Genomic DNA, 15,103 nt, shown 5'->3' with positions numbered 1-15,103 from the left:
ACGCGGGGGGAACATCGGCGCGTCGGCCGGGTGCGGGCTCACTCGTCGCGCCCGAGCAGGACGGCCTTGAAGTCGCTGACCGTGTTGAGCATGTTGTTGGGCATGGTGGGCGCGTCGACCGGGGCGCGTCGACGGGCATCCAGCACCGGACGGTACGAACGCCGCCACAGCTCCCCCGCGCCCACGTTCCGCCGCTCCGCCACCACGTCGTCCGGCAGCTCGAACGGGGCGGGGAAGGGCAGGTAGCGCGGCAGGAAGTCGGCCAGCATCCGCTCCTGCTCGGCGAACGACAGCGGGTCGGAGTCGGTGTCGTTGAGGCAGAACACGTCGCGGTTGCGACGAGCCAGCAGCTCGGCCAGCCGGGCGGGGGTCGAGGGGTGACCCAGGTCGGCGTACTCGTACTCGATGTCGCCGGGGACGGCCTGCGCGGTCAGGAACGCCCAGTACTGGTGCAGCGACGACGGGATGGACAGGTCGCCGTGGTGCCGGAACCGGTGCCGCGCGGTGGCCGCCACCTCGTCCGGAAGCGTGCCCTCGATCTGCTGCATGATGCTGCGGCGCAGCGCGAACGGGGTGTGCTTCATCTTCTGCGTGATGGTCACGCCGAACTGCCGTTGGATGTGCCGACGGTTGTTCTTTCCGGCGGCCTTCACCGGCGGGTCCTCCGGCTTCGCCTCCCCTAGGCCGAACTGGGCCGGCGAGGGGAAGAACTTCGCGATCCCGTTGGCGTGGAAGAAGTGGTTCGGCAGCAGCGGACGACCGAGGAACACGTCGTCGTTGAGGTAGAGGAAGTGTTCGGCCAGTCCGTCGATGCGGTGCAGTCGGGACTCGATAGCGTGCGAGTTGTACGACGACCGGCCACCGAGGTCGGCGAAGAGTTCGGCGTGCGAGATGACCGTGATCATCGGATCGCTCGGGTCGAGCCAGCTCGGCAGTTGGCTGTCGGTGATCAGGAAGATCCGGCGCAGCCAGGGCGCGAAGCTGTGCAGCGACCGCAACGAATACCGCAGCTCGTCGCGGTTGTGGTAGCGCGAGGAGTTGGCCGCGACCGCGTGCAACGGGCCGCCGGGGGTGCCGAGCGCCATCGACTTGCGCTTGAGCCACTGCGGGTCGGAACCGTCCACCCAGGTGTAGACGGCGTCGATCGGAAAGCCGACCCGGTCCGGCGCCCGGACGGCCAGATCCCGGCGGGTGCCGTAGGTGTGGTCGTCGGCTTCGGGCACGAAGTGGCTCAGCAGCGCCGCCGCCACCCGGACCGGCTGTGCCTGGGCGGGGGCCTCGTCGACGACCCCGTTGCGCCGGGGAGCGCGGACCATGTCTCCGTGCCGGCTCCAGAACTCGATCTCGCACGCGAACTGGGCGCCGAGGACGACACCGGCGCGGGTGTCGGTGACCGGGAAGCAGACCTGGATCACCTCGGTCGGGGCGCCGTCCGGTTGATCGCGACGGGGCTGGACCTGCACCACCCGGACGTCCGCGCCCGACAGCTCCGGCGCGGAGCGGATCAGGCGTCGTACCGCCGTCCGCTGGTCGTCGAGGACCGCGACGGTGCTGCGCAGGTGGTCGTCGTTACGAATGCAGTGGTATTCGATGCCGGCGGCGTGCAGCGCCGTGGTGACGGCGGTGAGGTTGCGGTGCCACTGCTGCAACGGGGTCGCCGTGGCGACGACCTCGGCCCGGGTCCGAACGCCGCCGTCGGTCACTGCCACCCGGGCACCGAGGTGATGCACTGTGTCGCTGCCGCGCGGTCGGGAGAGCGTCTGCACCAGGCCGAGCCGCCGGTGTGCGGGCAGCAGACCCAGCAGCCGTCGCCGCGCCGACGACGGTAGGAGTCGATAGACCTTCAGGGCGATCATGCGCTGGGCCGCCGTCCGCTCGGGACGGCCGCCTCGTCAGCGGGCACCTGTCAGCCCTGCGGACGGGTAGCGGGGCGAAATCCCACTCGCGATGATTTGACACAGACTCGCGCAGCCATCACTGCATGCCCTTCCGCAGATCCCCCGTTGACACTGCGCAGGTGCCCGAGGCACTCGTTTACCTGCAGGCCATCAAACAACCACATGATCGATATCTGACCCACCGCCGAAAATGGCATAAGGGCGGTATGCGAGGGTTCGCCAAGATAATCCTGGCCGTTCGGATGATCAACCACACCGGGAAGGTCGGACGAACGTACCCCCGCGAAGCTCCTCAACCCCCGGGCGGAACCGGTACGGCCGCTCGTCAGCCCGCACCGTGACCTGGCACAGTAGCGGGGTGACCGAGACCGGACCCGCCGCGACCAGGGTGCTGCACCCACCGGTCGGCTACCGGCTGATCGCCTCGGTCCGCGCCCTCACCTTCAGCCCGTACGACCCGTGCGCCCGGGTGGCGGCCGGCACCTTCTGGTGGGCCACCCGCACCCCGGACGGTCCGGCCACGCTCGCGCTGCGACCGGCCGGCGGCGAGTTGCTCGCGGAAGGGTACGGGCCCGGCGCCGAGCACGTCCTCGCCCGCGCCGACGCGATCGCCGGGCTGCGCGACGACCTGACCGGCTTCACCGAACTGGCGGCGGCGCACCCGCTGGTCGCCCGGCTGGCCCGGGAGCACCGGGGGCTGCGGATGCCCGCCACCGGGGAGGTCTTCCCCCGACTGCTGCGCGCGGTCTTCGAGCAGAAGGTCACCGGCAAGGAGGCCTACCGGGCGTACTCGGCGATGGTGCGGCACTTCCGGGAGCCGGCTCCCGGCCCGTTGCAGCCGCTGCTCCTTCCGCCCGAGGCAGCCACCGTCGCCGCGGCCCCGTACTGGGTGTTCCACCCGTTCGGAGTGGAACAGCGCCGAGCCGACACGCTCCGTCGCGCCGCCGCGCTCGCCGACCGCCTGGAGCGCAGCACCGACGCAGCCGACGCCACCCGCCGGCTGACCGCGATCCCCGGCATCGGACCGTGGACGGCCGCGGAGGTGGTCCGGATCGCGTACGGCGACCCGGACGCGGTCAGCGTCGGCGACTACCACATCCCGAACACGGTGGCCTGGGCGCTCGCCGGCGAACCGAGGGGCGACGACGCCCGGATGATGGCCCTGCTGGAGCCGTTCCGAGGCCACCGGGGCCGGGTGTGTCTGCTGCTGGAGGCGGCCGGCATCCGGGCACCGAAGTACGGCCCGCGCGCCCCGATCCGCTCGTTCGCCCGGTTCTGAGTCGCTGCGGCGCGAGGGCGTTCAGCGACCCTCGCACAGCCGACGCAGGGTACGGCCGAGCCACCAGGCGTACGTGTGCTGCACGGCCCTCACCGCCGGGCCGCCGGCGCGGGTGAACCAGCGGTCCGGAAGGCTGAACGCGCGGACCTCGAACCAGACCGCGCCCGCGTCGTCGCGGACGACCTCGAACGCCTCCTCACCCCGCTCCGGATGCCCGGGCAGGGTGCCGTAACCGAAACCGGCGAGCGTTGGTGAGTCCACGCTCCAGACCACCTGGCACGGCCCCCAGAGGCGGGCCGGGCCGACGCCGAGGCCGGAGGCCACCAGCACACCGGTGGCGGCCCGCGGCGCGTCGGTGCGGATCCGGACACCTGCGGCGCGGTGCAGCCGCCAGCTCAACACCGCGTCGGCGGCGGTCTCGAAGCAGCCGCCGGGCAACGGATACCGGTGGCGCAGGTGGTGGTACCCGCCGGGCAACGGCCCGTGCCGGGTCGACCCCACCTCCGGGTACGTCAACTCGCCCACCGTTGCCCCCTCGACCTCGACCGGACACCGGTCAGGGTACGGCCGGTGCGGTCGGGCCGCCCGTCGATGGCAACGGCGGCTGTGGTGTGCTGCCCCGATGAACGCAGAGGCGAGCATCGTTGCGGCCGGTGTCGTGGACGCCGGCGAGATCCTCACCGTCCAGCGCGCCGCGTACCTGACCGAGGCGCAGCACTACAGCGATCCGTTCCTGCCTCCGCTGACCGAGACGTTGGACGAGGTCGCGGCGGTACTGGCCGGCCCGAGCATCGTGCTCGCGGCCCGGTTGGGGCACCGGCTGGTCGGCTCGGTGCGGGCCCACCTGGACGGGGACACGGCGCACGTCGGCCGCCTCTCGGTCGCCCCGGACCAGCAGGGGCGGGGTGTCGGGGCGCAACTGCTCACCGCCATCGAGCGGGCCTGCGCCGGCCGGGCGACCCGCTTCACCCTGTTCACCGGAGCGGACAGCGCGCGCAACCTGCGGTTGTACGAGCGGCACGGCTACCGGATCGTGGCGCACCGCCCGGACCCGAACGGCATCTCGTTGGCGGTGTTGGAGAAGCCGGCCGTCAGCCCCGCTCGCAGCGACGCCTGAGCCCGTCGGCCTCCATCCGCACGTAGCGGCGGAACAGCCCGCCGTACAGCCGGCCGATCAGGCCGGCCAGCGGGCCGGACTGGCTGAAGGCCAACTCGACGCGGGTACGCCCGTCGGGCAGCGGCAGCAGCCGGTGTTCTGCGGTGGTCCGCACACCCGGCGCGTCGGAGACCCAGACGAACTCCCGCCGGTCGGTCAGCTCGGTGACCCGCCAGAGGGCCGGCCGCAGCTTCGGCTGGGTCAGTCGCGCGGTGGCGCCGACGGTCAGCGGCCCCGGCTCGCCCCGCTCGGCCCGGGTGACCGAGTCCGTCCACTCGGGCCAGCGGGGCACGTCGACAAGCACCGCCCAGACCTGCTCGGCGTCCGCGGCGATCTCGGTGTCGGCCTCGAACCGCATGGTGTCCCCTCCCCGGCGACGCCGCTCGGCACCGCCACGGGTGCAGACGAGGCCGCCGAGAGCATTGTGACAGCGCGGTCCACCGCCGTCCGTCCCTCCTCAGTGGAGGTACCCGGCAGTTCCCGGCCGTACGCCGCCCCCGCACGGATCAGGCGGCCTCGCGCAGGTCGGCCAGGGTGAGTGGGGTACGCCGCCGCAACAGCTCCTCCAGCTCCGGCACCGAACCCACCTCGCCGAGCACGTTCCGGCCGCCGCCGAACCGCTGCGGGTAGCGGCGGGTCAGCCGGAAGCGGTAGCGGCCCCGGATCAGCTCGACGCTCACCCGCCACCGCCCGCAGCAGCCACAGACCCACTCGGACACCTCGCGAAAGTAGCTCTGACCTGGGGTTATTCGATTCGCCCGGTCGGGACGAGCGGCGCGCCGGGGGACACGCCGCCCCGCCGTGCACGGTGATCTGCCTCACGACTGTCGGCACCGTCTGATTGACTGGTCGGCGTGGACCTGCCGATCAACCCGCCGATCGAGCCGATGCTGGCCAAGAGCGTTCCCAAGCTGCCCACCACGCCCGGGGTGACCTACGAGCCCAAGTGGGACGGGTTCCGGTGCATCGTGTTCCGCGACGGCGACGAGGTCGAGCTGGCCAGCCGTGGCGGCAAGTCGATGACCCGCTACTTCCCCGAGGTGGTCGAGCAGGCCCGCCGGCAGCTGCCGCCGCGGTGCGCCGTCGACGGGGAGTTGATCGTGATTCGGCGCGACGGGCCGAGCGGCCAGCCCCGGCTGGATTTCGAGCTGCTGGCCCAGCGCGTCCACCCGGCCGCGTCCCGGGTGAAGATGCTGGCCGAGACCACCCCTGCCGACTTCGTCGCGTTCGACCTGCTGGCGATCGGTGACGAGGCCCTGCTCGACCAGCCCTACCCGCGCCGCCGGGAGCGGCTGGTCGAGGCGCTGGCCGGGGTGCGCCCGCCGGTGCATGTCACCCAGGTCACCACCGACCCGGACACCGCGCGGCGCTGGTTCGACGTCTTCGAGGGCGCCGGGCTGGACGGTTTGATCGTCAAGCCGGCCGACCTGCCGTACGAGCCGGGCAAGCGACTGATGTTCAAGGTCAAGCACGCCCGCACGGCGGACGCGGTGGTGGCCGGCTTCCGCTGGCACAAGTCCGGCCCGGTGGTGGGCTCGCTGCTGCTCGGCCTGTACGACGACGCCGGGGTCCTGCACCACGTGGGCGTGAGCGCGTCGTTCAGCATGGCCCGCCGCGCCGAGTTGCTCGACGAGCTGGCGCCCTATCGGGACATCGCCGGTGAGCACCCGTGGGTGCACGGCGACCACGAGCGTGGCCAACGCATCCCCGGCGGGGTCAGCCGGTGGACCGGCACGAAGAACCTGGAGTGGGAGCCGGTGCGCCCCGAGCTGGTGGTCGAGGTGGGCTACGACGCCATGGAGGGCGAACGGTTCCGGCACACCGCGCAGTTCGTCCGGTGGCGCCCGGACCGCGACCCCCGATCCTGCCGCTACGACCAGCTCGACCGGCCGATCCGCTTCGACGTGGACCAGGTGCTGCGCGGCGACCCGACGGCCACCGTGGACCGAGCCGCCACCGGCTCGGCGTAGCCTGGCCCGTCGACCCGATTCCGGAGGACCACGTGATCCGCACCGCCGACCAGCCTCGGAGGGCGTCCAGCCGCCGGGGCCGTCGCACTCTGGCCGCCTTCGTCGTCGCCGCGCTGCTCACCGCCGGTTGCACGCTGCCGGCGTTCGCGCCGCGCACCGAGGTGGAGGGCGCGGCCGCCCCGACCGGCAGCTCGCCGAACTGGCGGCCCTGCCCGGAGGTGCCCGACGAGTTGGTCGGGCGGAGCGCACCGAACATGCGCTACGAGTGCACGCGGATTCAGGTGCCCCGTGACTGGGGCACCGGCAACGGGGCGAGCGCCGGCCCGGGTGCCGGGCAGACCTTCGAGATCGCCCTGCTGCGCGCCCGGTCCACCAAGCAGCGCGACCGGGTGGGCTCCCTGGTGATCAACCCGGGCGGCCCGGGCGGTTCCGGTGTCGACACCGCCGTCTACCTCTCCTTCGGCGCCCAGTTCGGCGGTCTGCCCGCCTCGATCACCGAGCGCTTCGACATTGTCGGCTTCGACCCGCGCGGGGTCTCCCGCTCCAGCCCGGTGAAGTGCATCTCCGACGCCGACCTGGACGCCAGCTTCGGCTTCGACCCCGACCCGGCGAGCCAGTCGGCATTCGACGGCTTCGTCGGTCTGAGCCAGCGGATCGGGCGCGGCTGCGGCGACCGCTACGGCGACCAGTTGCCGCTGTACGGCACCGAACAGGCCGCCCGCGACATGGACGCGGTACGCGCCGCCGTGGGCGACGACAAGCTCACCTACCTGGGCTACTCGTACGGCACCCTGCTCGGTGCCACGTACGCCCAGCTCTACCCGCAGCGGGTGCGGGCGCTGGTGCTCGACGGCGCTGTCGACCCGCAGCAGCGGCTGGTCGAGGGCTCGGAGAGCCAGGCCCGCGGCTTCGAGCGGGCCTTCACCAACTTCACCCGCTGGTGCGCGGCGAACGCGGGCCGCTGCCCGATCGCCCCGGACGCCCGCGCCGCCGTCACCTCGGCCATCGACAAGGCCAAGGTCTCCCCGGTACGCGGCGACGACGGGCGGGAGGCGACCGCCGGCTGGGTGTTCTACGCCGTCATCTCCTCGCTCTACACCGAATCCGGCTGGCAGGAGCTGGCCCAGGCGATCGACAAGCTCGCCGAGGGCGACCCGAAGGACGTGTTCCGACTCGCCGACGCGTACGCCGGCCGGGAGGACAACGGGCACTACTCGAACCTGTTCGACGCCAACCTGGCCATCAACTGCGCCGACGAGACGGAGAAGCCGAGCCGGCAGCAGATCCGGCAGTTGCAGTCCGAGTGGCGCGGAAAATACCCGCTGTTCGGGCCGGCGTTGGCGGTCGGCATGCTGAGCTGCGTCGAATGGCCGGGCGGGCGTGACCCCTACCCGACCGGGAAGGCGAACGGCGCACCGCCGATCGTGGTGGTCGGCACCACCGGCGACCCGGCGACGCCGTACGAGCAGACCCCACGGCTCGCGTCGATGCTGGGCGTCGGTCGGGTGCTCACCTGGGAGGGCGAGGGGCACACCGCGTACCCGCAGACGTCCTGCATCACCAACGCTGTCGACGCCTACCTGATCGACCTCACGGTCCCCCGCGAGGGCCTGCGCTGCCCACCCCGTTAGCGATCCGCGGATCGGTCAGCCGACCGGACACCGTCAGCCAAATGTCGCGAGAATCCGACCAACCTCCTGCTGATTCCCGGCCCAAACACGGATAATCGGGGGCATGAAACCTATCGCCCCCCAGACTCCAGACAGGAACACATAGGCCGATTGCCCGCTGAACCAGTATGTGTGTGCACCGCCTGCCTCCGGCACTCGCCGAAGCCGAAACGGACTCGCCTCGATTAGCTCAACAGCACCTCGAAGACGATCCAGCCCTGCAAGGTGCACAGTGCCGGTCGCCGGCTGCTGCTCGGCGAGTTCGAACATGGAGTCGCATTCAATTAACGAGTCGAGCGATGGAAACTCTGGCACCTCGTGGTAATCCACGCCAACGATCACTACTCCGTCGGCCGAGAGGCAGGCACCCGAGGGCGATCCGGTCTGCACCGCATACAGGATCTCAAGCTCCTCCGTCGGATCCTCCGGCTCGCAGACCGGCGTGAAGAAGACGTCGGAGTCAAATAAGCCACTCTTGTAGGTAAGCCCTCCATAGCGTTCCTGGACAAACTCCAAGGTTGAGATGATTTTACTGTTCGGCTGGGCGTAGACAGCACGGATTTCTTGGTCAAGATCGGCACCGAAAAGACCTCGATCAAAGTCTTCACGGCGCGAGCATCTGCGCAGAAAATCCTGAGCGCGCTGGGTCAACCCTGCCGGATTCTCACCGACGTATTCGGCCACTAGAGCACCTCCAACAGTCGCACGAATCAGAGACCTCCGATACGTCCCGGCGTGTACTGCGATGGCGTACTCGTCCCGGGCGACTTGGAGGCCCCTCGAGAACTGATCTTCAACATAGGCAGCAACCGCTTGCAGCCGCGGCACGGATCCAACAATCGCCTATGCCATTGCTTCCCTATTCGCTTCGAATGAATACCCATCGTTGTTACCGAAATTGGTCTTGCCCCGAGATTCATCAGCCTGCCTATACCATGCACCTCACTGCACCCGCCATGAGGATGACTACATGCAGTGAGGGCAGAGAAGAGCTTCCAAGGCTTCCGGCCCGAGGTGGCCGACGTGGTATGCACCGCGACCAACAAGCCAGATGGCAGAACACCTACACTCTCGCTGACCGTGCCAGGCCGCTTATTCTTCACAGCGCTATCAGATATGTTATCAACCATCTCACCAAGCCGCTCTTCGGCACCGTCGTCAATGCCACAGTTGTGCACCAGTACTGGGGTGCCGCCTGCTCGGACGTAGAACGTGTGGATGTCACTGACAGTCAGGTTGTGAACCGTGGCGACAGCACCGTAGGCGAGGACAGCGATGACGGCGACACGAGCGCCATCCGGGGTCAGTAGTTGATCACCGGGCCGCAAGCGCTCCGCGTCGAGCCATTTCTGCTGCGCGTCGACCCAGAACGGGTGCTGGTCTGTGGCAGTAACGAGCCCGTCAGCCTCTCCGTCACCATTTGAGTCGACGCTGATGTCGATGAGCTGCTTCATTCCGTCGCCCGTGATCAGGGCAGCAACTGGACGGGCACCTTCTCCCCCAGTTTCCGGATCCGTCGCCCAGACAACATCGTCGACTTTAATGCTTTCAATTGCTTTATAACTACCGTCGGCCATCAGCACCGCAGTTCCCGGCAGGAAACTATTCGGTGTTTTGCAGGTGGTGGGCTTGTTCTTGACGGCGTTCTTGACTGCGCCGGCCCCACGGGCGGCGGTTTTGGCCTGCCGGACACCAGGGATCATGGAGGCCGCGCCCATGGCGCATCCCATCTTGTCGCCACCCGCGCAGGTCTTCGCGGTGTCGATCGCGCCGGCGACCGCCGCAACGGCACCGGCGGCAACCGCCACCACCTGGGCTGGTGGTGGCAATACCGCCGCCACCATGGCTATCCCGCCCGCGACCGCGGAGATGGTGCCCGCGTTGTCGACCACGGCCTTGACCGCCGACTTGGCGGTGTTTGCCACCGCGTTGGCGGCCCGGCTGGCCGCATTCTTGATCTTTCCGAAGAAGAGGCCGTCCGGGTCGGCGAAGGTGACCGGGTTGTTGTTGGCGTAGGCGAACGGGTGCATCCGCTGCGGGTCGTACTCGTCAGTCTCCGGGTCGACGGAGATGAACGCGCCCAGCGCCGCGTCGTAGAAGCGGGCACCCAGCAGTGACAGGCCGGTCGGATCGCTGATGCCGCCGACGAAGCCGCGCTGGCCGGAGGGCCAGGTGCCGCCGGTGCCGCCCGAGCGGGCGTTTCCGAACGGGTCGGAGTATCGGACCGTGTCCACCCGGGTGACCGAGTTGACCGCCCAGTGCGCCGAGTCGTGCTGGTCGGCGGCGAGCCAGGTCAGGTCCTTGGGACCCGTCGCGGTGGACGCGGCCCGAGAGGCGATCGTGTCGCCAGCGTGCTGGTAGTACCGGGTCGCCGTGGTGTCCTGACCCTGAACGACCAGCTCCTGCCCGGCGATGAAGACGGTGGCCTGACCGTTCGGGTCGATCCGGGCGATCCGGTTGCCATCGGCGTCGTAGACCATCCGGGTCGCGCCACCCGGTCCGGTGATTTTCTGGAGTTTGCCCTGGGGGTTCCACTCCAGGTTCTCGGTGACCCCGTCGACCTTGCGGTAGGTGAGGTTGCCCGTGGCATCCCAGTCGTAGTGGTCCACCCGGCTGCCGGTGGTCACGGTCCGAACCGCGTGTGGCTGGGCCGCGTTGGCTGCGGCGTACCCGTAGTCGGAGGCGACACCGGTACGACGGTCGGTGACCGACTTGCGGGAACCGTCCGCGTGGTAGGCGTACGCCTTCCAGTACGGCGACTTACCGCTGATGGCGCCCGCGGTCGGATCCGCGGCACAGGTCGTGGTCGCCTGCGTCCACGCCTGGGTGAGACGCCGCAACTGGTCGTACTGGAAGCACTGGACGTCACTGTCGCCAGGTCGAGGTTTGTCCTCGTTGTCGAGCGGCGTGTTCGCCATCGACAGGACGTTGCCCTCGTGGTCGTACTCGTAGGAGAGGGCGGCGACGTTGTTGACCGTCGCGTCCCGGTCGAAATAGAACTCCTTGAGCCGGCGGGTCGGGTCGTCGTAGACGTAGGTCTGGTACGCCTGCGGCTTGTTGTTGACGCCGAGCGTGCGCTTCAGGACCTCGCCGTAGGGCGAGTAGGTTGCGGCGTCGACGTAGACGGTGTTGGTTCCCGACGGGTACGACGTGCCCACCAGTCGCGTGACATTGCCCAGGTCGTCGTAGGTGTGGCCGATCGTCTCCCGCTCCAAGGCACCGATCTTGGGAACGTTCATCCGGTCCGGCGACCCGTCGGCCTTGAAGGTGTACGTCGAGACGTACGTCCCGGCCGCCGTCCCCAGGCCCGGCATCGCCGGGATGCGCGCCTCCTCGTCGGCGACCTGGTAGGCGTCGCTGTACGCGAAGATCTCCCGGACGAACTGGTGTCCGTCGACGGTCGACACCTGCTTGGACAGGTGCCCCTTGGCCACCGTGTCGTACGCCCACTCGGCGGCGGGCTGACCGTTGACCAGGCGCTTCTTCTGCCGTCCGAGGACGTCGTACTCGGTGGAGACCACGTCGTCGAGGTCGTTCTTGGAGGACGTGACGTCGTCGTTGTTATCGTAGGTGAGGGTCGTCTCGCCCTTGTCCGGGTCGACCGTGCGCACCTCCCGGCCGCGCAGGTCGTACCCGTACTCCCAGACCTTCCCGGTGGGGCCGGTCACGGTCGCCAGGTCACCGCGCGGGGTGTACGTGTACTTCGTGGCGTCGTACCCGCCGCTCGGGGTGAGCCCGTGGAACTGCCGGAGCTCCGTGGTCCGCTCGTGGACGTCGCTGATGGTCGCGGTGGCCGTGCCGCCCCTCGGCGGGGTGACCGCCACCTGCCAGCCGTCCGGGTTGCCGCCGTAGCTGGTGACCGTCGCCCACAACTGGCTGTGGCCCGACCAGGTGCCCTCGTTGACGACCCGTCCGACGGCGTCATGACTCAGGACGGTGCGGACACGGTCCTCGCCCGGGTTCAGTTGCAGCAGCTCGTCGGCTGGTGCGCCGGTGACGTACGCCGGACCTGCCTGATACGCCTCCAGGCCCCGGTCGTTGTAACCGGTCGACTCGACCAGACGCTGCCCACTGAGGGAGTCCTCCTGCGTCTGGACAGGCCGGTACAGCGAGTCGAAGAGCCCGATCTCGGATATGTAGGTCTCGTTGGGTCCGAGTCGCTTGGTGGTGACGGCGAGCGGCCCGTCGGCACGTACCCGGTAGCCGAACTCCAGGTTCGGTGTCTTGGTCGCCTTGGCCCGGCCCGGCAGCCACACCTTGGTGAGCCGCCCCAACGGGTCGTGTGCCAGGTCGGTGCGCTTGTCGTTGGCGTCCACCACCGACGTCGGCTCGGCCCAGGCCGGCTGTTGGGTGGTGGTCGTCTTGTGTTGGAGTGGGTTGAGGGTGACCGTCTGGGTGACCGGCCCCGGGCCCGCGGGTGTGTACGTGGTGGTGGTGACCCCGCCCCGGGCGTCCGTCACGCTTCCGATCCGCCCGAGCGCGTCGTAGCTGCTCCGGGAGGTGGTGGCGTAGACGGGTCCACCGTTCCAGGTGTCGAGGGTGTCCTCGCGGGTCACCAGGCCCTTGCTGGGAGCGGAGCCGTGGGTGTCCGATCCGTCGTGGTAGGTCTTCACATCGGAGATGACGTCCGCCGGGCGGTTCACCGTCGCCCCACACGACTTGGCGACCGTCTCCACCCGGGACACCGCCGCGCGGATCCACGCGGTGCCGTTCTTCGCGTACGTGGTGGTGCCGCAGGTCTCGTCGCCGGTACGGGCGGTGTCCCCCAGCTCGGACACCGTCTCCGGTTGACCGTCCGAGTCGTAGGTGGTGCGGGTCTCGGTCCGCGCCCACACGTTCGGCGCCAGCAACTTGCGGGTCTTCACGACGGACGGGCCGGTGAAGTACGCCCGGTCGGTGCCCCCGGTGTGGGTCCGCGCGGCGGTCTGGTGGGTCCAGTACTGCGTGGTGGACGCCTCGACGACGTCTGACCCGTCGAGGGTCGCCTCCTCAAGTGGGGAACCGGCCAGCGCCGGATGGTCCGAGAACGTGGTGGTCTCCGAGTCGGACACCTGCACGTTGCGCCTGCCACCGCCTGGCAACGGCTGGTCGTCCAGGCCCCGGTAGAACCGCTTGCGAGTCGTCAGCGGTACGCCCCGACCCGGCTCGCCGACCTTGGTGACCACCTGGGAGTAACCACGCCACTGCCCGTACGTGCGGTGCTTCTTCTTGGTGAACTCACCGTCGTCGTAGCCCCACAGGACGCTCGTGCCACCCCCGTCGGTGCTGTACTCGTACCGGGTCGTGATCGCCGGCTGATCAGCCGTGCGGTCGATCTCGGAGATCTCGGTGACGACGTACTTGTGGAACCAGTCGCGCTTCGGGTCGGTGTAGCCGTCCGGAGTCCAGTACACGGGGTAACACAGCCGCGAGTTGGTCTCCGGTGAGCCCGGCAGGTCGTTCAGGTCACAGTCAGCATCGGAGTAGGTGACGTGGATGTCGGCGCCCGACTCGGTGCGGATGTTCTGAATCCGCCACCGAGAGAACAGCGGCGCACCCGCCAGGACATTGGCCCGGTTCACCAGCTCCACGCCGGTGAACTGCACCGGCGGGTCCGTGACGAGGCCACCGACGTGCCCGGCGTGCACGATTTCCTTGAGCCACAGCGACGCCGAGCCGGCCACCTTCGGCGCCTTGAACTCGTGGCTCAGACTCCACGACTCGACGTCGGGGAACGCGCTGCCGTCACGTACCTGGGTGGTGATCTTCGTGAGTCGCTTGGTGCTGAAGAAGACCGGTGCCAGCTTGTCGGTACAGGGCACCGCGTCGCATTCCTTGTCCCATGGCACGTCCGGCCAGTTCGCCTTGACCGGCTTGCCATCCTTGTGGCACTCGGTCGCCAGGCACCGTTCGGCGACGCTGAACACCACTCGCCCGGTGGCAGCGACGCTCGAATAGTTGGCGTGCAGCCCGTAGTCGATTCGCGTCAGGTAACCGCCCCGGGTGAACGACTGCCGGTTGTCCTTGTCGTCAGCCGCGCCGTAGTGACCCGTCTCGCCCTGGTAGTAGTAGCGGACCGTGTTGCCGTGCACGTCCACGGTCTTGTCGAGCATCCAGCGCCAGGCCTGCTTGCAGGACGAGTCCTTGAAGGCGGTGGCGTGGCAGTCCTCGCCGGAGTGGTTGCCGAAGACCGGGACCGTCCACCGTGAGTCGGTCGCGGCGGCCTCGCCCGCGAAGAAGTAGCGGGTGCCGTCGGGCGTGGTGACCGTCCACCGTTCGGTCGTGGCGCTCCCCGACGTCGCCGGACTGCCGTCCAACTGGATCCGCCAGTTGCTGTCGCTCTGGGCCCGCCAGACACCCGAGGCGTCATCCTTGATCAGGGACGCGTTGGTGCCGTTGAGCGAGACCGTGACGTTCGGCGAGTCACCCTTCCAGCACTGGTCGTAGGTCTTCTTGTCCTTGTTGTTCGGATCCTTGCCGGCGACAGCGTCGCGGTCGTCCGTGCAGGTGGCGTAGGTACGCTCGATGAAGCCCGGCGCGTAATCCCACCCGTCGCCGACCCACGACGCCTGATTGTTGGCGCCGGCCATCCGCCCGTCGACCACCTGTGACGAGTAGTCCAACGACATCTCCGGCAGCGGACCCTCTGCCGGCGGCAGGCGCAGCGGGTTCGAGTAGGAGAACCCTCCGGAGCTGTCTCCCGCAGTCCAGGATCCCGACGCCTTCAGGTCGGTGGCCTTGTAGTCGCCCTCCTCCGAGGACTCCTCGGCGGTGATGGCAAAGACCATCGGCGCCGCACCGGAGAGGTCGACCCTGGTCGACAACGTGCTGGTAGCCGGGTCATTGGTCGCGTCAACCCGACCGGTCTCCTGGCACTCCGACCGCTGCGGGGTCGTCGCCGCGCAGGCCGGCAGCCGTTTGAGGGTCAGCCGCTCACCCCAGCCCGCGCCGTAGAGCTGCCGGATCTCTGCGTAGTCGAAGACCGCGTCGACCGTCCCGGCGTCGCCGTTCACCACGACCACCGGGCCGCTGACCCCGAGTCGGCGGGAGTGCTGCTCGTCCAGGAGTTCCACGCGCGCCTGGGTGGGGACACGCTTACCGGGACAGGTTGAGTTCGCGGCTGGCGTAGAGGACCAGCAGCGCGCCGGCGA

The 15,103-nt window shown here is 69.3% G+C and carries 10 protein-coding genes; 4 read left to right on the top strand and 6 right to left on the bottom strand.

The genetic code is table 11. The features are described 5' to 3' along the window. Nucleotides 1–38: 38 nt before the first annotated feature. Complete coding sequence (locus AB0B48_RS15685; RefSeq protein WP_357201453.1) at nucleotides 39–1,856, bottom strand: stealth family protein; 1,818 nt, start codon at nucleotides 1,854–1,856, stop codon at nucleotides 39–41. Between the two features lie 400 nt (nucleotides 1,857–2,256). Here AB0B48_RS15685 and AB0B48_RS15680 point away from each other — a divergent pair, with 400 nt between their 5' ends. Further along, on the top strand, nucleotides 2,257–3,177 hold the full coding sequence (locus tag AB0B48_RS15680; protein ID WP_355009388.1) for a DNA-3-methyladenine glycosylase 2 family protein: 921 nt from the start codon (nucleotides 2,257–2,259) through the stop codon (nucleotides 3,175–3,177). Nucleotides 3,178–3,198: 21 nt separating this feature from the next. Here AB0B48_RS15680 and AB0B48_RS15675 read toward each other — a convergent pair whose 3' ends face one another. Next, the gene (locus AB0B48_RS15675; RefSeq protein ID WP_357201449.1) at nucleotides 3,199–3,702 is read right to left on the bottom strand and encodes a DUF1990 domain-containing protein; all 504 of its coding nucleotides are present in this window, start codon (nucleotides 3,700–3,702) and stop codon (nucleotides 3,199–3,201) included. Between the two features lie 97 nt (nucleotides 3,703–3,799). On the opposite strand from AB0B48_RS15675, the gene AB0B48_RS15670 reads away from it, so the two are divergent. Beyond that, nucleotides 3,800–4,294 carry a GNAT family N-acetyltransferase gene (locus tag AB0B48_RS15670; RefSeq protein ID WP_357201446.1) on the top strand — a complete coding sequence of 165 codons (495 nt, stop codon included), beginning with the start codon at nucleotides 3,800–3,802 and terminating at the stop codon, nucleotides 4,292–4,294. Here the strand turns inward: AB0B48_RS15670 and AB0B48_RS15665 are convergent. Together AB0B48_RS15665 and AB0B48_RS15660 are read right to left on the bottom strand one after the other, a co-directional pair. Next, nucleotides 4,269–4,691, bottom strand: a complete 423-nt coding sequence (locus AB0B48_RS15665) for an SRPBCC family protein (protein WP_357201443.1) — start codon at nucleotides 4,689–4,691, stop codon at nucleotides 4,269–4,271. The genes AB0B48_RS15670 and AB0B48_RS15665 overlap by 26 nt on opposite strands. A gap of 148 nt (nucleotides 4,692–4,839) precedes the next feature. After that, nucleotides 4,840–5,052, bottom strand: a complete 213-nt coding sequence (locus AB0B48_RS15660; protein ID WP_357201440.1) for a hypothetical protein — start codon at nucleotides 5,050–5,052, stop codon at nucleotides 4,840–4,842. A gap of 135 nt (nucleotides 5,053–5,187) precedes the next feature. On the opposite strand from AB0B48_RS15660, the gene AB0B48_RS15655 reads away from it, so the two are divergent. Both AB0B48_RS15655 and AB0B48_RS15650 read left to right on the top strand, forming a co-directional pair. Beyond that, nucleotides 5,188–6,303 (top strand): ATP-dependent DNA ligase, encoded by a 1,116-nt coding sequence (locus AB0B48_RS15655; RefSeq protein WP_357201437.1) that lies wholly within the window; start codon nucleotides 5,188–5,190, stop codon nucleotides 6,301–6,303. Nucleotides 6,304–6,392: 89 nt separating this feature from the next. Further along, nucleotides 6,393–7,934 carry an alpha/beta hydrolase gene (locus AB0B48_RS15650; protein WP_357201476.1) on the top strand — a complete coding sequence of 514 codons (1,542 nt, stop codon included), beginning with the start codon at nucleotides 6,393–6,395 and terminating at the stop codon, nucleotides 7,932–7,934. A 33-nt stretch (nucleotides 7,935–7,967) separates the two neighbouring features. On the opposite strand, the gene AB0B48_RS15645 is transcribed toward AB0B48_RS15650, so the two are convergent. Next, a complete protein-coding gene (locus tag AB0B48_RS15645) occupies nucleotides 7,968–8,657 on the bottom strand; it encodes a hypothetical protein (RefSeq protein WP_357201434.1) in 690 nt (229 codons plus the stop codon). 26 nt (nucleotides 8,658–8,683) lie between these two features. Beyond that, nucleotides 8,684–15,025, bottom strand: a complete 6,342-nt coding sequence (locus AB0B48_RS15640; RefSeq protein ID WP_357201431.1) for a polymorphic toxin-type HINT domain-containing protein — start codon at nucleotides 15,023–15,025, stop codon at nucleotides 8,684–8,686. Between the last annotated feature and the right edge of the window lie 78 nt (nucleotides 15,026–15,103).

Origin of the sequence: Micromonospora sp. NPDC049089, assembly GCF_040648775.1 — a bacterium.
Classification (GTDB): domain Bacteria; phylum Actinomycetota; class Actinomycetes; order Mycobacteriales; family Micromonosporaceae; genus Micromonospora.
This window is presented reverse-complemented; position numbering and strand designations above follow the sequence as displayed.

Excerpts from the sequence above, each read along its gene's own strand:
- AB0B48_RS15670 (WP_357201446.1), top strand. The coding sequence starts at position 3,800 with ATGAACGCAGAGGCGAGCATCGTTGCGGCCGGTGTCGTGGACGCCGGC.
- AB0B48_RS15685 (WP_357201453.1), bottom strand. The coding sequence starts at position 1,856 with ATGATCGCCCTGAAGGTCTATCGACTCCTACCGTCGTCGGCGCGGCGA.
- AB0B48_RS15665 (WP_357201443.1), bottom strand. The coding sequence starts at position 4,691 with ATGCGGTTCGAGGCCGACACCGAGATCGCCGCGGACGCCGAGCAGGTC.